Source organism: Paenarthrobacter ureafaciens (assembly GCF_004028095.1).
Lineage (GTDB): Bacteria > Actinomycetota > Actinomycetes > Actinomycetales > Micrococcaceae > Arthrobacter > Arthrobacter ureafaciens.
This window is the reverse complement of the sequence record NZ_SBHM01000006.1, coordinates 133,104-151,952: the sequence shown is the minus strand read 5'-3', so window position 1 is coordinate 151,952 and position 18,849 is coordinate 133,104. Positions and strand designations below refer to the sequence as shown.

Genomic DNA, 18,849 nt, shown 5'->3' with positions numbered 1-18,849 from the left:
TGGCCGCGGACGCGGCAGGTGGCCGGCGCTGTGGCTGTGATAGTTTTGGAAGGCAAATATTCCTTTTTTAATTCCGTCCTGTGAGGCGGGGAAAGGGGAGACGAGCGATGACTGAAGCTACTTCAGCGCAGGTTCCGTCCAGGGTTGTCCTCAACCAGGCGGATATCGATCGTGCGCTCACTCGTATCGCCCACGAGATCCTTGAAGCCAACAAGGGATCCCGGGACCTGGTCCTGCTGGGTATCCCAAGCCGTGGTTATCCCCTGGCTGTCCGGCTGGCCCATAAGATTGCCGCCGCTGATCCTGCCGTCAACGCCGAAACAATAGTGGGCCAACTGGATGTCACTATGTTCCGCGACGACCTCTCGCACCAGCCCACCCGACCCCCGCACCATACACGCCTGCCGCTGTCCGGGATCGATAACAAAGTTGTTGTCCTTATTGACGACGTCCTCTACTCGGGTCGGACCATCCGCGCAGCTTTGGACGCCTTGGTGGACCTCGGGCGCCCCCGCATCGTCCGGCTGGCTGTCCTGGTGGACAGGGGGCACCGTGAACTCCCCATCCGCGCAGACCATGTGGGAAAGAACCTTCCTACATCGTCCTCGGAGAAGGTCCGCGTACATCTTGAAGAGACCGACTCCGTGAACGGAACTCCGGTCAACGAGGTAGTCATCGAGGCAGGCAAGTGAAGCATCTCCTCTCAACGGAAAACCTCAGCGGCTTCGACGCAATCCGGATACTTGATACGGCCGAGGAAATGTCTGCCGTCGGTGAGCGCGAAGTCAAGAAGCTGCCCGCGTTGCGCGGCAGGACGGTGGTGAACCTCTTCTTCGAAGATTCCACCCGCACCCGCATCTCCTTCGAAGCAGCGGCGAAGCGGCTCTCCGCCGACGTCATCAACTTCGCGGCAAAGGGCTCCTCGGTCTCCAAAGGTGAGTCCCTCAAGGACACCGCACAGACCTTGGCCGCGATGGGTGCAGACGCCGTGGTCATCCGGCACTGGGCTTCCGGAGCGCCGCACCGCCTGGCTGCCACCGACTGGATCGATGCGGCGGTGGTCAATGCCGGTGACGGCACCCATGAACACCCCACCCAGGCCCTGCTGGACGCCTTCACCATGCGCCGCCATTGGTCGCGCATCAAGGGCGTCGCATCCACCGGCGCCGACCTCAAGGGCATGCGCGTCGCGATCGCCGGAGACGTCCTGCACTCCCGCGTGGCGCGTTCAAATGTGTGGCTCCTGCGAACCCTCGGCGCGGAGGTCACCCTCGTGGCACCTCCCACGCTGCTGCCGGTCGGCGTCGAACAGTGGCCCTGCAAGGTCAGCTACAACCTGGACGAGACCCTTGAAGCAGGTGTCGACGCGATGATGATGCTCAGGGTCCAGGGGGAGAGGATGAATGCGTCCTTCTTCCCGTCCACCCGTGAATATTCCCGCCGTTGGGGCTTTGACGACGCCCGCCTGCGGACGCTGGACGACCTCGGCATGAAGGACACCATCATCATGCACCCCGGTCCCATGAACCGCGGCCTGGAAATCTCGTCCGCCGCGGCGGATTCACCCCGTTCCACCGTGCTCGCCCAGGTCCGGAACGGCGTATCGGTCCGCATGGCCGCCCTGTACTTGTTGCTTTCGGGGGATTCCCGTGAAGCGACCGCCCCCGTAAGCAACCAGCCCACCAAGGAGAACAACTGATGGCCGCGAACACGTACTTGATCCGCGGAGCCGCCATCCTGGGCGGTGCAGCCGAGGACCTCCTGATCCGGGACGGCGTCATCGCGGCCAGGGGCAACGGACTTGCTGCCGGGGATGCCACGGTCATCGACGCCGCAGGCCTGATTGCGCTGCCCGGTATGGTTGATGTCCACACCCACCTTCGCGAACCGGGCCGGGAAGATGCGGAGACCGTCGAAACCGGTACCCGTGCGGCCGCGTTGGGTGGTTTCACCGCCGTCCACGCCATGGCGAACAGCAATCCGGTGGCCGACACCGCCGGTGTGGTGGAGCAGGTCCACAGCCTGGGAAGGGCATCGGGCTGGGTGGACGTACGGCCCGTCGGCGCAGTGACGGTGGGACTCGCCGGGGAGCAACTCGCCGAACTCGGTGCCATGGCCGACTCCCGCGCCCAGGTGCGCATGTTCTCTGATGACGGAATCTGCGTGCATGATCCCGTCCTGATGCGCCGCGCGCTGGAATACGTCAAGGCGTTCGACGGCGTGGTGGCCCAGCATGCGCAGGAACCCCGCCTGACCGCCGGGGCACAAATGAACGAAGGCGCCGTTTCGGCCGTTCTCGGGCTGGCCGGCTGGCCGGCGGTAGCCGAGGAAAGCATCATTGCCCGCGATGTACTGCTGACCCAGCACGTCGGTTCCCGCCTGCACATTTGCCACGTCTCCACTGCGGGAAGCGTTGAAATCGTGCGCTGGGCCAAGGCCCGCGGCATCAATGTCACTGCCGAGGTCACCCCGCACCACCTGATCCTGACCGATGAACTGGTCCGCAGCTACGACCCCGTCTACAAGGTGAACCCGCCGCTGCGCACGGACGCGGATGTGCAGGCACTTCGGGAGGGCCTTGCCGACGGGACCATCGATGTGGTGGGCACCGATCACGCACCGCACCCCAGCGAGCACAAGGAATGCGAGTGGGCCCAGGCCGCCATGGGCATGACCGGGCTGGAAACTGCGCTGTCCGTGGTCCAGGAGACCATGATCGAAACCGGCCTCATGACGTGGGCGGATTTTGCCAGGGTCACATCCTTCACTCCGGCCCGCATCGGCAGGGTGGCGGACCAGGGCCGTCCGTTGGAGGCCGGGGAGCCGGCCAACGTCATCCTGGTGGACCCGGCTGCGCGCTGGACCGTTGATCCCCATAAGATGGCAACCATGGGCCGCAATTCACCGTTCAAGGGCAGGGAACTGCCCGGTTCCGTGGTGGCAACCTTCTTCAAAGGACACCCGACCGTCCTCAACGGCCGGCTCAACACCCCGTACCGCTACACCGAAACCGTTCCGGCCCCGGATTCCACCGGGGCAGTCAGCGGCGCCTAGTGGACACCCAACTGCTCTCGGCGCTCGTCACCGCAGGCTTGATCGCAGTCGCCCTGGCCATGATCGGCCTGGGGTGGCGGAACCGCCTCCGACGACAATCCGACGTCGAACGCCTTCCGGAAGTGCCACGGCAACTGACGCCGGCCACAGTGGTGGCCGACGGTCAGTACGTCAGCACCACCACGGCCGGTGACTGGCTGGACCGCATCGCTGTCCAAGGCCTTGGAATCCGGACCAACGCGGAACTGAGCGTTCACGCCGAAGGCGTGTTGTTCGACCGCCCCGGAGCAGCCCCGGTGTTCATACCGCGGGAAGCCCTGACTGACAGCCGCTCGGCCTCCGGGATGGCAGGGAAGTTCGTCGAAAAGGACGGGCTCCTTGTTATCAGCTGGAAACTGGGCAGCCGTGAACTGGACACAGGATTCAGGTCGAGGAACTCCGCCGACCAGGACCGCCTCCGCCAAGCCATACAAGAATTGACCTCCGCAGCCCCTCAGGCAGATGCCGATAGTGGAAAGTAATAAAGTGACGGACAGTAACGCAGCCACCTCACCAACCCCCTCAGCAGCCGTATTGGTGCTGGAAGACGGCCGTATTTTCCGCGGCCGGAGCTACGGCGCCCAGGGCACCGCGCTCGGCGAAGCGGTCTTCGCCACCGGCATGACCGGTTACCAGGAGACCATCACCGATCCCTCCTACGCCCGCCAGCTCGTGGTGCAAACTGCGCCGCACATCGGGAACACCGGCGTCAACGGCGAGGACGCCGAATCGCGCAAGATCTGGGTTGAGGGCTACGTCGTCCGCGACGCCGCACGACGCCCGTCCAACTGGAGGTCCGAGCGGAGCCTCGACGAAGAACTCGTCGCCCAAGGCATCGTCGGTATCCAGGGCGTTGACACCCGTGCGATCACCCGGCATCTCCGCGAGCACAAGACCATGCGCGCCGGGATCTTTTCCGGCGAAGCCGCCAACGCGTCCGACAAGGAACTGCTGGATACCGTGCTGGCAAGCGCCCCCATGGAAGGCTCGGCGCTTGCCGAAGAGGTAAGCATCGACGAAGCCTACGTGGTGGACCCCAAGGACCACGGTTGGGAAGGCGAACCGCGGTTCTCCATTGCCGCCGTCGACCTCGGTATCAAGGCGATGACCCCCGTCCGGTTCGCCGAGCGCGGCGTGCGGGTGCATGTCCTGCCGGCAACCGCCACGCTCGAGGACGTCAACGCCCTCAACCCCGACGGTTTCTTCATGTCCAACGGCCCCGGGGACCCCGCCACTGCCGACCACCAGGTCAAGTTGCTGCGCTCCGTCCTGGACGAGAAGCTGCCGTACTTCGGCATCTGCTTCGGAAACCAGATCCTGGGGCGCGCCCTTGGGTTCGGAACCTACAAGCTGCGGTACGGCCACCGCGGCATCAACCAGCCGGTGATGGACCGCCGCACGGGCAAGGTGGAAATCACCTCACAGAACCACGGCTTCGCTGTTGATGCGCCCTTGAACGGCGCCACCGTGGCACCCGAAGAGCGCTACGGCCGGGTGGAAGTCAGCCACGTCTCGCTGAACGACGACGTCGTTGAAGGACTTGCCTGCCTCGACATCCCTGCGTTCTCGGTCCAGTACCACCCCGAAGCGGCCGCAGGGCCGCACGATGCCGCGTACCTCTTCGACCGCTTCATCGACCTCATGGCTGAAACGAAAGCCGGCGGCGCCACCGCAACCAAGAACCAAAACAAGACTGAGGACAACAAGTAATGCCGAAGCGTACAGATCTCAAGAGCGTCCTTGTCATCGGTTCCGGGCCGATCGTCATCGGCCAGGCGGCCGAGTTCGATTACTCCGGTACCCAGGCCCTGCGCGTCCTGAAGGACGAAGGGCTGCGGGTCATCCTGGTCAACTCCAACCCGGCCACCATCATGACGGACCCCGAGTTCGCCGATGCCACCTACGTGGAGCCGATCACGCCGGAGGTGGTCGAAAAGATCATTGCCAAGGAGCGTCCCGACGCCGTCCTGCCCACCCTTGGTGGACAGACGGCCCTGAACACGGCCATCGCCTTGGATAAGAACGGTGTACTGGAGAAGTACAACGTGGAGTTGATCGGTGCGAACATCGCCGCGATCGAGCTCGGCGAAGACCGCGAGAAGTTCAAGGGCGTTGTTGAGCGCTGCGGCGCCGAGTCCGCCCGCAGCCACATCATCCACACCATGGACGAGGCCTTCAAAGCCGCCGAGGACCTCGGCTACCCGATGGTTGTCCGCCCGTCCTTCACCATGGGCGGCCTGGGTTCCGGACTGGCGTACAACGAGGACGACCTCCGCCGGATCGTCGGTCAGGGCCTGCAGTACAGCCCCACCACCGAGGTGCTGCTCGAAGAGAGCATCCTTGGCTGGAAGGAATACGAGCTTGAGATGATGCGGGACAAGAACGACAACGTCGTTGCTGTCTGCTCCATCGAGAACTTCGATCCCGTGGGCGTCCACACCGGCGATTCCATCACGGTGGCCCCGGCCCTCACGCTGACGGACCGCGAGTACCAGAAGCTGCGCGACGTGGCCATTGCCGTGATCCGTGAGGTGGGCGTGGACACGGGTGGCTGCAACATCCAGTTCGCCATCAACCCGGATACCGGACGCGTCGTCGTCATCGAGATGAACCCGCGCGTGTCGCGTTCCTCGGCCCTGGCATCGAAGGCCACCGGCTTTGCCATCGCCAAGATCGCCACCAAGCTTTCCCTCGGCTACACGCTGGACGAAATCCCCAACGACATCACGCAGAAGACCCCGGCGTCGTTCGAGCCGACGCTGGACTACGTCGTCGTCAAGGTCCCGCGTTTCGCTTTCGAAAAGTTCCCGGCAGCCGACAACACGCTGACCACCACCATGAAGTCCGTGGGCGAGGCCATGGCCATGGGCCGCAACTTCACAGAAGCCCTGCAGAAAGCCCTGCGTTCCTTGGAACAGAAGGGTTCGCAGCTGGACTTCAGCTCCGTGCCCGAATATGAGGTCGCCGAACTCATTGAGAAGGCCAAGCGTCCCACCACCGAACGCCTGTACCAGGTGCAGCGGGCGCTCCTCGGGGGTGCCACCGTGGAGGAACTCTACGAAGCCACCAAGATCGACCCCTGGTTCCTTGACCAGCTGCAGCTGCTCAACGAGACCGCGCACGGGATCCGCAAGGCCGGTGTCCTCAGCGAGGACATGCTCCGCAACGCCAAGCGCCACGGTTTCTCCGATGAGCAGATCGGTGCCCTGACGCACAACTCCGAGGCCGTTGTCCGCGGCGTCCGCCAGGCTCTGGGCATCCGTCCCGTCTACAAGACCGTGGACACCTGTGCAGCCGAATTCGCGGCCTACACGCCGTACCACTACTCGGCATATGACGAGGAAGATGAAGTGGGCCTGCACGCCAAGCCCTCGGTGATCATTCTCGGTTCCGGGCCCAACCGCATCGGCCAAGGCATCGAGTTCGACTACTCCTGCGTCCACGCCTCCATGGCGCTGCGCAAGGCCGGCTACGAGACCGTCATGGTCAACTGCAACCCGGAGACGGTCTCCACCGACTATGACATCTCCACCCGCCTCTACTTCGAACCCCTGACCCTCGAGGACGTGCTGGAGGTCATCGCGGCCGAGGAACGCACCGGCGGCGTCATGGGCGTCTTTGTCCAGTTGGGTGGCCAGACCCCGCTGAAGCTTGCCCAGCAGCTTGCTGACGCGGGCGTGCCGATCCTGGGCACTTCCCCGGAAGCGATTGACCTTGCCGAGCACCGCGGTGCCTTCGCCCGCGTCCTGGACGAAGCCGGCCTGACGTCCCCCAAGAACGGCACCGCCGTTTCCTTCGAGGACGCCAAGAAGATCGCCGACGAGATCGGCTACCCGGTGCTGGTCCGTCCGTCCTACGTCCTGGGCGGCCGTGGCATGGAGATCGTCTACGACGAGGCCAACCTCTCCCGCTACATCGCCAACGCCACGGAGATCACCACGGACCACCCCGTGCTGATCGACCGCTTCCTGGAGGACGCCGTCGAAATCGACGTCGACGCGCTCTTCGATGGAACGGACATGTACCTTGGCGGCATCATGGAGCACATCGAAGAAGCCGGTATCCACTCCGGTGACTCCGCTTGTGTCCTGCCTCCGATCACCCTGGGCAACAACGTGATCGAGCGGGTCCGGACCGCTACCCGCGCCATCGCCGAGGGCGTCGGCGTGCGCGGCCTCATCAACATCCAGTTCGCCCTGGCCTCCGACGTCCTGTACGTCCTGGAAGCCAACCCGCGTGCCTCCCGCACCGTCCCGTTCGTCTCCAAGGCGACGGGCGTGCAGATGGCCAAGGCTGCCGCGCTGATCGGCACCGGCGTGACCATCAACCAGCTCCGCAGCGCCTACAAGATGCTGCCGGAAACCGGCGATGGCTCCACCCTGCCCCTGGATGCTCCGGTAGCCGTGAAGGAAGCCGTGCTGCCCTTCAGCCGCTTCCGTACGCCCGAGGGCAAGGTCGTTGATTCGCTGCTCGGCCCTGAAATGCGCTCGACCGGTGAAGTCATGGGCATCGACAAGCACTTCGATACCGCGTTCGCGAAGAGCCAGTCCGGTGCCAACAACGCCCTGCCCACCGAAGGCAAGATCTTCGTGTCGGTAGCCAACCGCGATAAGCGCTCGGTGATCATGGGCGTCAAGCGGCTCTCTGACCTCGGCTTCGAAATCGTCTCCACCGGCGGCACCGCGGACGTCCTGCGCCGCAACGGTATCCAGGCGACGCCGGTCCGCAAGGTGGCCGAGGGAAGCAGCGCAGAGGGCGAAGGCACCATCGCGGACCTTGTCATCGCGGGTGAAATCGACATGGTGTTCAACACCCCGTCCGGCGGCGAAGCCCGCAGCGACGGCTACGAACTCCGTGCGGCCGCGACGTCCATCGGCATCCCGTGCATCACCACGGTGGCGGAGTTCAACGCCGCTGTGCAGGCCATCGAAGCACTCCGTACTTACGAGTGGTCCGTGACCAGCCTGCAGGAGCACGCCGCCAACCTGACCGCCTCTTTGGAAGCTGCACATGCCTGAGTCGTTCGGCTCCCGGCTGTCTGCGGCCATGGAAGCCCGGGGGCCGCTGTGCGTCGGCATCGATCCGCACCCGCAGTTGCTGGGCTCCTGGGGACTGAACGACGACGCCGCAGGACTGGAGCGTTTCTCGCTCACCGTGGTGGAGGCGGTGGCTTCCCTCGCTGCCGCGGTCAAGCCCCAAGTGGCGCTCTATGAGCGCCACGGGTCGGCCGGCATGGCCGTCCTGGAGCGGACCCTGGCCGCAGCAGCCGAAGCAGGCGTGCTCAGCATCGCCGATGCCAAGCGCGGGGATATCGGATCCACCATGGCGGCCTACGCCGATGCCTGGCTTCGTGACGGATCTTCCCTGGCCGCCGACTCGGTGACGCTGAGCCCGTACCTCGGTTTTGAGTCCCTGCGTCCGGCCTTGGACCTCGCTGCCGAACACGGCAGGGGAGTCTTTGTCCTGGCGCTGACGTCCAACCCTGAGGGCCGGAGCGTCCAGCACGTCGGCGGCGGGGATTCGGTGGCCCGCCGCATCGTGGCTGCAGCTGCTGCGGAGAACCAGCGTTACGAAGGGCCCTTGGGCTCGGTGGGCTTGGTGGTCGGCGCGACCATAGGTTCGGCCCTTGGCGATTTGGACATAGACCTCGGCCCGGTGCGGGGACCGATCCTCGCCCCGGGGCTCGGGGCCCAGGGGGCCACTCCGGCTGATCTGCGGGAGACCTTTGGACAGGCCTACCCGATGGTCCTGGCAACGTCCAGCCGTGGCATCCTGGCTGCGGGTCCGGACATTGCCGCGCTGCAGGCAGCCACCCGGGAAACCCTGGATGGCTTGCGCGGCTGACCCCCTGCAGGTAGGTTCAGCATCAGCCGCGTGATCGGTGTCACAATTCCGACTTGACGGGAGTTTGGCCATGGCCCTAAAAGAGCTGACACCACAAGAGCGTTCCGACGCCTTGGAGAAGGCTGCCAAAGCGCGGGCCACCCGTGCGGCAGCCAAGGAGCGGCTCAAGCGGGGTGAAGTCAGCATCGCCGAGCTCATCTCCTCGGGGACAACCGACGAGGCGATCGCACGCATGCGGGTGGTCGAACTCCTTGAAGCCCTTCCCGGCATCGGCCCGGTCCGCGCCGCGGCCATCATGGCTGAGATCGGGATTGCCGGATCACGGAGGATCAGGGGGCTGGGAATCCACCAGGCCCGCGCGCTGGTAGATTTTATTCAGACCCAGCAAAGCGTCTAAGCATCTTTCGAAGGAATCCGTGAGCACGAAACCTGGACTGACTGTCCTTGCAGGACCCACTGCCGTGGGCAAGGGAACCGTATCCACCTATATCAGGGACAACTATCCAGAGGTGTGGCTGTCTGTTTCAGCCACCACCCGTGCTCCACGGCCGGGCGAGAAGGACGGCGTCCACTACTTCTTCAAGACGGCCGAGGAGTTTGAATCGCTGGTGGCCGCCGGGGAGTTCCTTGAATGGGCCGTGGTGCACGGACGGAACCGGTACGGCACCCTTCGCAGCACCGTGGACGCCGCCATCGCCGAGGGCAGGTCGGTGCTGCTGGAGATCGATCTCCAGGGCGCCCGCCAGGTCAAAAAGGCTGTGCCGGAGGCAAAGTTCGTCTTCCTGGCGCCCCCGACGTGGGACGAAATGGTGCGCCGGCTTGTGGGCCGGGGCACTGAAACGGCCGAGGAACAGCAGCGCAGGCTGGAAACCGCTAAACTGGAACTTGCTGCTGAACCGGAGTTTGACCACACCGTCATTAATGACGACGTTCGCCGGGCAGCGGACGAGCTTGTTTCACTCATGGGGCTTACCCCGCACGAGCGCTAAGCGCTTGCACTTGTCGGCCCGCTAGAATTTGGAGATTTCGTGTCCACGAACCTTGAAGGCATCATCAACCCGCCGATCGATTCGCTGCTTGAGGCTGCCGATTCCAAGTACGGCCTGGTCATCTTCGGCGCCAAGCGTGCCCGCCAGATCAACGCCTACTACGCCCAGCTGCACGAGGGGCTGTTCGAGTACGTCGGTCCGCTGGTCGACACCAAGCTGAACGAGAAGTCGCTCTCCATCGCCCTGCGCGAGATCAATGAAGGCGTCCTGGTTTCGACCCCCATCGAGCCCACGGAATAAACAAGCAGACTGCCTGTTGACGGAGGTCACGTGCGCATAGTCCTCGGAGTCGGGGGAGGGATCGCAGCCTACAAGGTTGCATCGCTCCTCCGGCTTTTTACTGAAGCCGGTCATCAAGTCACGGTCATTCCCACCGAGTCCGCCCTGCGGTTCGTAGGTGTCGCGACGTGGGAGGCGTTGTCCGGCAATCCTGTGAGCAACAGCGTTTTCGACGACGTCGAGAAGGTCAACCATGTGCGGTTGGGCCACGAGGCAGACCTCATTGTGATTGCCCCCGCCACCGCGGACCTCCTGGCGAAGGCAGCAACGGGCCAAGCCGGCGACCTCCTGACCAACACGCTGCTCATGGCGCACGGTCCGGTCCTGTTTGCCCCGGCGATGCATACGGAGATGTGGCAGCACGCGGCCACCCAGGCCAACGTGGCGACGCTGCGAAGCCGCGGGGTGACCGTACTGGACCCCGCAGTCGGCCGCCTCACCGGCGCTGATTCCGGCCCGGGGCGCCTGCCTGAGCCCGACGTCATTTTCGAGGCCGCGATCGCCTTGGCGGGAAGCCGTTCACCCGTTGGTCCAGCGTACGGCGCCGGCCCTGGCCCGTTGGCCGGAAAAGTGGTGACCATCTCCGCGGGCGGTACACGGGAAGCGTTGGACCCTGTCCGCTTCCTGGGCAACCGGTCCTCGGGCAAGCAGGGAGCTGCCTTGGCCTCGGCAGCCCTGGCAGCAGGTGCAACCGTCCGGTTCCTCGCGGCCCACATGGACATCGAACCTCCGGCCGGCGTCGAGTTGGTCCGCGTTGAGTCCGCCCTGGAGCTGCGTGAGGCAGCCCTGAAAGCGGCAGTGGACTCCGACGTCGTTATTATGGCTGCTGCGGTAGCGGACTTCCGGCCGGCGGATGTCTCGGACACCAAAATCAAGAAGGTCGACGGCGAAGAAGCGCCGGTCGTCCGCCTGGTCCGGAACCCCGACATTTTGCAGGAGCTCGTAGAAGCCCGCAATGCCGCGGACCGGCAGCAGCTGATCATCGGATTTGCCGCCGAAACAGGCGACGCCCATGGCGATGTGCTGCAACATGCCACCGCCAAACTGAAGCGGAAACGGTGTGACCTTCTGGTTGTCAACCACGTGGGCGTTGGAAAGGTATTCGGCCAGGACGACAACTCCGTGGTCATCCTTTCCGGACATGGTGCCGAACCGCAAACGGCGTCCGGCTCGAAGGCCGACGTCGCCGCCGCCGTCGTGGACCGTGCCGCCGTCGAACTGTCCGCGGCCTTCCCCGCACCATAGCTCCCTGCAGGCGAGCCCTGCTGTGAAATTCTTAGCAAAGGGACACACGGCAAATGCCGTCGTCCCGCAACCCAGTAAGGTAGTCGAGTGACTTTACCGCTGCACCACCAAACGCATGGCCACCCGTCCAAGCTCCGGCTCTTCACCTCAGAGTCGGTCACTGAAGGGCACCCGGACAAAATCTGCGACCAAATCAGTGACGCCATCCTTGACGCGCTGCTGGCCGCCGATCCCGAATCCCGGGTGGCAGTGGAGACCATGGCTACCACCGGACTGGTGCATGTGGCCGGCGAGGTCACCACCGACGCCTACGTGGAAATTCCCCAGATTGTCCGCGAGACCATCCTTGGCATCGGCTACGATTCCTCGGCCAACGGTTTCGATGGTGCCCGATGCGGTGTGTCCGTTTCCATCGGCCAGCAGTCCAATGACATCGCGGGTGGCGTTTTCAACTCCCTGGAAGCCCGGGAGGGGCGGCAGGAAGATGATTACGACCTCCAGGGCGCCGGTGACCAGGGGATCATGTTCGGCTACGCCAGTGATGAAACTGCGTCCTACATGCCCACGCCCATCTGGCTTGCGCACCGCCTGTCCGAACGCCTCACCGAGGTCCGGAAAAGCGGCGAACTTGCGTACTTGCGGCCCGACGGCAAGACGCAGGTGACGGTAGGGTACGACGGCGACCGGCCGGTTTCGGTCGAAACCGTGGTGATCTCCAGCCAGCACGCCGAGGAAACAGGACTGGACCAGTTGCGTGCGGACCTTGCCAGCCACGTGATCGAACCTGTGCTTGCAGCCTCCAACCTGGACCTTTCCCGGGCCACTAACATCCTCAACCCCGCGGGAGCCTTTGTCATCGGCGGACCCGTGGGAGATGCCGGCCTGACCGGCCGCAAGATCATTGTGGACACCTACGGCGGATTCGCCCGCCACGGCGGCGGCGCGTTCTCCGGCAAGGACCCGTCCAAGGTGGACCGCTCGGCAGCCTACGCGATGCGCTGGGTAGCGAAGAACGTCGTGGCGGCCGGCCTCGCCAAGCGGGCAGAGATCCAAATCGCCTACGCGATCGGCCAGGCCCGCCCGGTGGGTACGTACGTTGAGACGTTTGGAACGGAAACCGTTGATCCGGCCAGGATTGCGGAGGCAATCGACGAAATCTTCGACCTCCGTCCCCGGGCCATCATCGATGCCCTCGACCTCAAGCGGCCCATCTATGCCAAGACGGCCGCACATGGTCACTTCGGCAGGGAAGAGCCGGACTTCACGTGGGAACGCCTCGACCGCGTGGCCGACCTCAAGGAGTTCTTCAACGCCTGACACCCGGCCGCGCACGTGCCGCCAGGTCCACATAATGTCAGCGGCTCATGATTGGCTTGAGCCAGAGATGCCCGTGGCGGGTTGATCCCGCTGCGGGCATCCGTCGTTCAGGCGGGGCTCAAAGCCAGTGTCCACTCTGTGGTGGCGTTCCAAGAAGGAGGTGAAGTGCATGGCGGAGCATGAATCCCGGCCTGCCTTGGTGCAACCTTCGTTGTTGCAGGGTTTCCCTGCAAAAGCCCCCGTGAAGGGGCCGCCGTTGGCAGCAGCGGATCCCGTTGCCCGCGTAGTGCTCGAATCTCCGCTCCCGCATTTGGACCGGCCTTTCGACTACAGCGTGCCCGCTGAACTTGAAGGCAAGGCCCTCCCCGGCGTGCGGGTGAAGGTGAAGTTCAACGGGCAGGAACTCAGCGGATACATCACGGAGCGACGCCAAACCTCCGAGGCCGGGCAGGAGCTCAGCACCCTGCACAAGGTGGTGTCGCCGGTGCCCGTGCTGACGCCGGCCGTCCACGCCTTGGCCGCCGCGGTGGCTTCACGGTACGCCGGAACTTTGAGTGATGTACTCCGCACGGCCATTCCGCCACGGGTGGCAAAGGTGGAGAAAGAAGCCCAGGCGGGCACCTCGCCTGGGCCTGTCTCCACATCTGGCGTTGGGCCCGATGTTGGGCCCGGGCCGGAGTGGAGCGCGTACAGCAACGGCCCTGCCTTCCTCCACCACCTGGCCGGGGGCGGTGCGCCCAAAGCCGTCCTGACAGCGCTGCAGGGATATGGCCGGCACGGTTGGCCCGCCATGCTGGCCGCGGCCGTCGCTGCGGTCCGCAGCTCAGGCCGGGGCGCAGTCGTGGTGGTGCCCGACTACCGGGACCTGGACCGGGTGGAAGCTGCCCTTGCCGCTGTCTTGCCTGAGGGTGATGTTGCCCGGCTGACGGCCGACGACGGCCAGACACCGCGCTACCGTAATTTCCTGCGGCTGCTGCGGGGTGAAGCGGGGGTTGCCGTTGGAACCCGCTCCGCTGCCTATGCGCCGGTGGCGAACTTGGGCCTTGTGGTCTGCTGGGATGACGGGGACGACCTCCACATTGATCAGCGCGCCCCTTACGCCCATTCCCGGGAAGTCCTGCTTCTGCGCAGCGAGCAGGAGGGCGCCGCGTGCCTGCTCGCATCGCACACGCGCAGCACGGAACTCCAACGGCTGGTGGACCTGCGCTGGGCGGTGGCCGTCGAGGCCCCGCGCACTGTCGTCCGGTCAACCGTGCCCAGGGTCGTGAACACCGCGGACAGCTTCGAACAGGAACGGGATCCGCTCGCACGTATTGCACGTTTGCCCGGTGCTGCTTGGCGTGCCGCCAAAGCGGGCCTGGAACGGGGCCCGGTCCTGGTCCAGGTGGCACGGGCCGGGTACGCACCGTCACTGGTGTGCGAAACATGCCGTGAGCCTGCCAGGTGCAATGCCTGTCAGGGACCCCTTGCCATGGCAGGCGGGTCAGCGATGCCGGCTTGCCGGTGGTGTTCCACTCCAGCGCCCCAGTGGCGTTGCAGCCATTGCACGGGGACCCGGCTGCGGCGTGGTGCAACCGGGGTCATCAGGACCGCCGAGGAATTGGGCCGGGCATTCCCCGGCCATGCTGTGGTCACCTCGTCGGGGGAGCACGTCAAGGCCGGTGTGCCGGACGCTCCTGCACTGGTGGTTGCCACGGTTGGTGCCGAACCAGTGGCCGACGGCGGTTATGCCGCCTGTTTGCTGCTGGACGGAAGCTCCTTGCTTCGCCGCGAGAACCTGCGTGCCGGTGAAGACACTGTGCGCCGTTGGTTCAACGCCGCAGCGTTGGTCAGGCCGGCCCGCGAGGGCGGCCTCGTGGTTGTCACGGCGGACGACACCACAGCTACTGGAGCGTTGGTGCGGTGGGATGCGCCCGGCTACGCCTCGCGGGAACTGGAACTCCGGAAGGAACTGCAGCTCCCACCAGCGGTCCGGGTGGCTTCCGTCACGGGTCCCCGGGCCGACGTCGGGCACTTTTCCGATGCTTTGGACGCGTTCCTCGGCCAGTCCGGCCAGCCAAAGCTGCGGAGTGTAGGCCCGGCCCCCTTGGCGATGTCCGGGAGCCAGCCCGCCGGCCCCGCAAGGGAGGACGGCCCTGCAGCGGAAGACAGGGACGTCCGTACGCTGTACTTCATTCCCTACGCCGAGGCCGCCAACGCCACCCAGGCCATGCGGGCCGTGAAGGCGGCCAACGCGGCCAAGCGGGTGGCCGGTCCGGTCCAACTGCGTTTGGACGGCGTGGACGTTCTCTGATTGCCTACAGCAGCGTGCCCGTGGGGAGCGTCAGTATCTCGGCACCCGAATCCGTGATGGCAATGGTGTGTTCACTGTGGGCGGTCAGGCACCCGGTAGCACTCCGGAGCGTCCAGCCGTCTGCGTCCGTGACCAGCTTGGCGGTGTCTTCCATGACCCAGGGCTCCAGGGCGAGCAGCAGCCCTGGCCTGAGTTCGTAACCGCGCCCGGGCCTGCCGGTGTTGGGAACGTGCGGGTCCTGGTGCATGGTGGAACCGATGCCGTGCCCGCCGAACTCCACGTTGACCGGGTAGCCGGCAGCACCCAGGACCGAACCTATGGCATGGGAGATGTCTCCGATGCGGGCGCCGGGGACCGCCGCAGCTATGCCGGCACTGAGTGCCCGTTCGGTGGCCTCAATCATGGCAACCCCTGACGGGGGAGCTGATTCGCCAACCACGAAGCTGATGGCGGAGTCGGCGGCTACTCCGTCTTTCAGCACGGCCAGGTCCAGGGTCAGCAGGTCACCGTCCGCCAGTTTGTAATCGTGGGGGAGGCCGTGGAGCACAGCATCGTTGACACCCGTGCAGATGTAATGCCCAAAGGGACCCCGTCCAAAGGAGGGCGCGTAGTCGACGTAACACGATTCGGCGCCGGCCTTGAGGATCATCTCCTTGGTCCAGCGGTCGATGTCCAGCAAGTTGGTGCCGACCGTGGTCCGGCTCTTCAGGGTGTAGAGGATATCGGCCACCAAGGCGCCGGTTACCCTGGCTTTGGTAACTTCTGAGGGGCTCAGGATCTCGATCATCGGGCGTCCTTCCTGGGGGAGGTGCGGCGTTTGCGGGAGCGCAGGGCAATGGCTTCTTCGGCTGCAGCCAGAAGCTGGCGTGCAGAGGCGTCCCAATCAAAGTCGGCGGCACGTTCCACGGACCTGAGTGAGCGCCGCTGCCAAGCTCCGGGCTCGTCCAAAGCGGTTACGGCGGCCGCGAATTCCGACGGTGATTCCGGATGGACGAAGCTCACGGCGTCGGCGCCCACTTCGCGGAAGATCGGGATGTCACTGGCAATCACCGGAGTGCCCACAGCCATCGCCTCCACCAAGGGAAGCCCGTACCCTTCGGCCCGCGACAGGCTGATGAGGGCCGTGGACCGCCTCAGCAGATCCTCGTATTCGTCGTCGGTGACCCCGTTGTGGAATTCCACCTTGGCGCCGTCCGGTATCAGGGCCTCCAGTTCGGCCCGGCGTCCGGGGGTAATGCGGCTCAACAAATGCAGGGTGTAGTCGGGCAGGCCGGCCATGCCGCGGATCATCGTTTCCACGTTCTTATACGGCATGAAGGAGCCCATGTACACGAGCGATTTTTCAGCGCCGTCCGCCGGATTCCGCGGTGTTTGGCCGCCCTGCGGGGCGTTGGCCACGATGCGGACCGGCCTGTTGGTCAGCCGGTACTTTGCCATCAGCGCTTCGGTGGTGCGGCTGATGGTCGCCACGACGTCCGCGCGGTTCAACAGCATCCGCTGCGGCCAGAACGCCTTGTGGTAGAGCCGCCACAGCAGACGCACGGGTGCGGGAAGGAACCCCGGGGGAGCGGGGTGTTCGTAGTAGATCAGGTCATGCAGCGTCAGGATCAAGCCGTACCGCCTGCCCCACGTGCCCATGGTCTGCATGGGGCACACGACGACGTCCGCGCCCAAGGGATTGACCTTCCCCGCCACGAACAGCTCCATGGGGGACAGCGGGCTGTTGATCATGACGTAGGGAACATCGGGAAGCAGCGCGAGTTGCCGCTGGTCGCTGATGAGCATGGTGACATCGGCGATTTTGGAGACCGCGGCGATCAGGCTGGAGCCGTACCGGCTGATGCCGTCATGGTGCTCTGTCCTGGTGAAGCGGGCATCAAAAACGATTTTCACGCGGGATTGTCCTTCAGGAAGTCGCGGATGGCGGCGGCGGCCGGGGCGGGGGTTTCGTAGTGGATAAGATGCCCGACGCCGGGAATCACTTCCAGCCTCGCATCCGGCAGGAGCGCCATCAGTTTGTATTGGTCCGGCAGCGTGGCGATTTCGTCTTTCTCACCGGCGATCAGGAGGACCGGCAGGTTGAGCCTCTCTGCGACGTCCCCGACTGTCCCGGAGACCGATGCTTTGAATGACTCCAGGAGGCTTTCCCGGTTGGCGAAGGCACTGAAGTAGGCGTCGTGCTGGCCGTGGATGAAGCGGCGGAGTTGTTTGTCCTTAGTCTTTGCCATGGTCACGCTCATGACACGCACCACCACCCGGTTGCGGAGGAGGGCGAGTCCCGGAGCCTTGGGCAAGCGTGCAGCAGCCCAGTAGTAGAAGACCGCCAGCTTGGTCATCAAGCCTTTGGGACCCTCCAGTGCCGGCGAAGCTATGGGGTTGACCAGGATGAGCGGGTTGACGGCGCCCGGGTAGTCGGCTGCGAAGTGGCTGGCCACGATGGATCCGAAGGAGTGGCCAAGGAGGACGGTGTCCGGGCCCAGCCCGAGGGCCTCCATGAAGTGCTTGATGAACATCCCATAGCGCGCTACGGAGTGTTCATCGCCAACAACGGGCTCCGAGCTGCCGAATGCCGGTAGGTCCGGCATGATCAGCCTCATATCGGGAAGTTGGTCCGCCACCCGCAGGAGTCCGTGATGGTCCCCGCGGAAGCCGTGGATGACAAGGATTGTCCTCGCGTTCTCCTTCGCCTCCACAGGCTCGTATGTCCAGTACGCTACGTTGCTTCCATCGACGTCGATGGTTGAGGCAGAGGTCCGTCCCGGCAGGGACTTGCTGAAGAATTCGACCGGGGCCTGTGCACCTTCAGGGGTGTGCGCGGTGTCCACATTTTCCATTCAGTTGTTCCTAGTTCACGGTGTCCGGATGCGAGCCTGTCCGGTGATGTCTTTCGAGGGCGGCCATGCCGTCCATGTCGTCCTGGTCCAACTCGAAATCGAAAACTGCAAAGTTCTCCTTGATGCGCCCGGCCGAACTTGCCTTGGGGATCACCAGGTTACCCAGCTGGAGGTGCCACCGGATGATGACCTGCGCCGGGGTGCGCCGGTGCTTGTCGGCCAGCTCTGCGATGGCCGGGTCGGCCAGGACCTGTCCCCGGCCGAGGGGGCTCCAGGCCTCGGTGCGGATTCCCAGCTGTTCATGCAGGGTGCGGAGCCTGGCCTGCTGCAACCACGGGTGAAGCTCGATCTGGTTAACCGCAGGAACGACCTCGGCTGATTCCATCAGCCGTGCCAGGTGCTCCGGCTGGAAGTTCGAAACGCCGATTGCCCGGACTTTTCCTTCGCGGTAAAGGGTCTCGAGCGCCTTGTAGGTTTCAGTAAAAAGTCCGCGGCGGGCGCAGGGCCAGTGGATGAGGTAGAGATCCACGTAGTCAAGGCCCAGATTGGCGATGGAGGTGTCGAAGGCGCGCAGGGTAGCGTCGTAGCCCTGGTCATCGTTCCAGACCTTGGTGGTAACAAAGACGTCCTCCCGGGCCAGGGCATGAACCGCCTCACCGGAACCACCGGTCCCGACGTTCGCCTCGTTGGCATCGCCGATGGCCCCGCCGATCGCGCGTCCGACGCCTACTTCGTTGCCGTACATGGCCGCGGTGTCGAAGCGACGGTAGCCTTCCCCCAGTGCGGTGCTGACCAGGGACTCGGCGTCCTTCGGGGGAACTTTGTACAACCCGTACCCCACGGAGTCCATCATCACGCCGTTGTTCAAGCTCTGCCGCGCCGGGATTCTCATGAC

17 protein-coding genes are annotated in these 18,849 nt (G+C 64.8%); 13 read left to right on the top strand and 4 right to left on the bottom strand.

All coding sequences use genetic code 11. The features are described 5' to 3' along the window. Nucleotides 1–107 precede the first annotated feature (107 nt). The 13 genes from pyrR (at nucleotide 108) to AUR_RS01715 (ending at nucleotide 15,120) form a co-directional block, all read left to right on the top strand. Nucleotides 108–692 carry a bifunctional pyr operon transcriptional regulator/uracil phosphoribosyltransferase PyrR gene (gene pyrR, locus AUR_RS01775; protein ID WP_062096926.1) on the top strand — a complete coding sequence of 195 codons (585 nt, stop codon included), beginning with the start codon at nucleotides 108–110 and terminating at the stop codon, nucleotides 690–692. Then, nucleotides 689–1,699: an aspartate carbamoyltransferase catalytic subunit gene (locus AUR_RS01770; RefSeq protein WP_021470599.1), complete on the top strand. Its 1,011-nt coding sequence runs from the start codon at nucleotides 689–691 to the stop codon at nucleotides 1,697–1,699. Before pyrR ends, AUR_RS01770 begins: the two co-directional genes overlap by 4 nt. After that, the gene (locus tag AUR_RS01765; protein WP_021470598.1) at nucleotides 1,699–3,054 is read left to right on the top strand and encodes a dihydroorotase; all 1,356 of its coding nucleotides are present in this window, start codon (nucleotides 1,699–1,701) and stop codon (nucleotides 3,052–3,054) included. Before AUR_RS01770 ends, AUR_RS01765 begins: the two co-directional genes overlap by 1 nt. Beyond that, nucleotides 3,054–3,575, top strand: a complete 522-nt coding sequence (locus AUR_RS01760; protein ID WP_021470597.1) for a PH-like domain-containing protein — start codon at nucleotides 3,054–3,056, stop codon at nucleotides 3,573–3,575. Before AUR_RS01765 ends, AUR_RS01760 begins: the two co-directional genes overlap by 1 nt. Continuing rightward, nucleotides 3,556–4,803, top strand: coding sequence for a glutamine-hydrolyzing carbamoyl-phosphate synthase small subunit (gene carA, locus AUR_RS01755; RefSeq protein ID WP_031215971.1), 1,248 nt, complete (start codon nucleotides 3,556–3,558; stop codon nucleotides 4,801–4,803). The genes AUR_RS01760 and carA overlap by 20 nt, the downstream gene beginning before the upstream one ends. Further along, complete coding sequence (gene carB / locus AUR_RS01750; protein ID WP_062096925.1) at nucleotides 4,803–8,111, top strand: carbamoyl-phosphate synthase large subunit; 3,309 nt, start codon at nucleotides 4,803–4,805, stop codon at nucleotides 8,109–8,111. Before carA ends, carB begins: the two co-directional genes overlap by 1 nt. Then, nucleotides 8,104–8,937 (top strand): orotidine-5'-phosphate decarboxylase, encoded by an 834-nt coding sequence (pyrF, locus tag AUR_RS01745; protein WP_062096924.1) that lies wholly within the window; start codon nucleotides 8,104–8,106, stop codon nucleotides 8,935–8,937. The genes carB and pyrF overlap by 8 nt, the downstream gene beginning before the upstream one ends. A gap of 70 nt (nucleotides 8,938–9,007) precedes the next feature. After that, nucleotides 9,008–9,334 (top strand): integration host factor, actinobacterial type, encoded by a 327-nt coding sequence (gene mihF / locus AUR_RS01740; RefSeq protein ID WP_021470593.1) that lies wholly within the window; start codon nucleotides 9,008–9,010, stop codon nucleotides 9,332–9,334. A 19-nt stretch (nucleotides 9,335–9,353) separates the two neighbouring features. After that, nucleotides 9,354–9,926: a guanylate kinase gene (gmk, locus tag AUR_RS01735; protein WP_062096923.1), complete on the top strand. Its 573-nt coding sequence runs from the start codon at nucleotides 9,354–9,356 to the stop codon at nucleotides 9,924–9,926. Between the two features lie 39 nt (nucleotides 9,927–9,965). Next, the gene (gene rpoZ, locus AUR_RS01730; RefSeq protein ID WP_062096922.1) at nucleotides 9,966–10,226 is read left to right on the top strand and encodes a DNA-directed RNA polymerase subunit omega; all 261 of its coding nucleotides are present in this window, start codon (nucleotides 9,966–9,968) and stop codon (nucleotides 10,224–10,226) included. A 30-nt stretch (nucleotides 10,227–10,256) separates the two neighbouring features. After that, a complete protein-coding gene (gene coaBC, locus AUR_RS01725; RefSeq protein ID WP_021470591.1) occupies nucleotides 10,257–11,510 on the top strand; it encodes a bifunctional phosphopantothenoylcysteine decarboxylase/phosphopantothenate--cysteine ligase CoaBC in 1,254 nt (417 codons plus the stop codon). 87 nt (nucleotides 11,511–11,597) lie between these two features. Continuing rightward, nucleotides 11,598–12,827 carry a methionine adenosyltransferase gene (gene metK / locus AUR_RS01720; RefSeq protein ID WP_021470590.1) on the top strand — a complete coding sequence of 410 codons (1,230 nt, stop codon included), beginning with the start codon at nucleotides 11,598–11,600 and terminating at the stop codon, nucleotides 12,825–12,827. Nucleotides 12,828–12,996: 169 nt separating this feature from the next. Next, the gene (locus AUR_RS01715; RefSeq protein WP_062096921.1) at nucleotides 12,997–15,120 is read left to right on the top strand and encodes a primosomal protein N'; all 2,124 of its coding nucleotides are present in this window, start codon (nucleotides 12,997–12,999) and stop codon (nucleotides 15,118–15,120) included. Nucleotides 15,121–15,124: 4 nt separating this feature from the next. On the opposite strand, the gene map is transcribed toward AUR_RS01715, so the two are convergent. Genes map through AUR_RS01695 form a run of 4 tightly spaced genes read right to left on the bottom strand, consistent with a single transcriptional unit; the run spans nucleotide 15,125 to nucleotide 18,846 of the window. Continuing rightward, complete coding sequence (gene map / locus AUR_RS01710; RefSeq protein ID WP_062096920.1) at nucleotides 15,125–15,907, bottom strand: type I methionyl aminopeptidase; 783 nt, start codon at nucleotides 15,905–15,907, stop codon at nucleotides 15,125–15,127. Continuing rightward, nucleotides 15,904–17,013: a glycosyltransferase family 4 protein gene (locus AUR_RS01705; RefSeq protein WP_021470587.1), complete on the bottom strand. Its 1,110-nt coding sequence runs from the start codon at nucleotides 17,011–17,013 to the stop codon at nucleotides 15,904–15,906. Before AUR_RS01705 ends, map begins: the two co-directional genes overlap by 4 nt. After that, entirely contained in the window at nucleotides 17,010–17,954 is a 945-nt protein-coding gene (locus AUR_RS01700) for an alpha/beta fold hydrolase (RefSeq protein WP_062096918.1), read from the bottom strand. The genes AUR_RS01705 and AUR_RS01700 overlap by 4 nt, the downstream gene beginning before the upstream one ends. A gap of 10 nt (nucleotides 17,955–17,964) precedes the next feature. Next, the gene (locus tag AUR_RS01695) at nucleotides 17,965–18,846 is read right to left on the bottom strand and encodes an aldo/keto reductase (protein ID WP_031215969.1); all 882 of its coding nucleotides are present in this window, start codon (nucleotides 18,844–18,846) and stop codon (nucleotides 17,965–17,967) included. Nucleotides 18,847–18,849: the final 3 nt, after the last annotated feature.

Excerpts from the sequence above, each read along its gene's own strand:
- pyrR (WP_062096926.1), top strand. The coding sequence starts at position 108 with ATGACTGAAGCTACTTCAGCGCAGGTTCCGTCCAGGGTTGTCCTCAAC.
- AUR_RS01765 (WP_021470598.1), top strand. The coding sequence starts at position 1,699 with ATGGCCGCGAACACGTACTTGATCCGCGGAGCCGCCATCCTGGGCGGT.
- carA (WP_031215971.1), top strand. The coding sequence starts at position 3,556 with ATGCCGATAGTGGAAAGTAATAAAGTGACGGACAGTAACGCAGCCACC.
- carB (WP_062096925.1), top strand. The coding sequence starts at position 4,803 with ATGCCGAAGCGTACAGATCTCAAGAGCGTCCTTGTCATCGGTTCCGGG.
- pyrF (WP_062096924.1), top strand. The coding sequence starts at position 8,104 with ATGCCTGAGTCGTTCGGCTCCCGGCTGTCTGCGGCCATGGAAGCCCGG.
- mihF (WP_021470593.1), top strand. The coding sequence starts at position 9,008 with ATGGCCCTAAAAGAGCTGACACCACAAGAGCGTTCCGACGCCTTGGAG.
- AUR_RS01715 (WP_062096921.1), top strand. The coding sequence starts at position 12,997 with ATGGCGGAGCATGAATCCCGGCCTGCCTTGGTGCAACCTTCGTTGTTG.
- map (WP_062096920.1), bottom strand. The coding sequence starts at position 15,907 with ATGATCGAGATCCTGAGCCCCTCAGAAGTTACCAAAGCCAGGGTAACC.
- AUR_RS01700 (WP_062096918.1), bottom strand. The coding sequence starts at position 17,954 with ATGGAAAATGTGGACACCGCGCACACCCCTGAAGGTGCACAGGCCCCG.
- AUR_RS01695 (WP_031215969.1), bottom strand. The coding sequence starts at position 18,846 with ATGAGAATCCCGGCGCGGCAGAGCTTGAACAACGGCGTGATGATGGAC.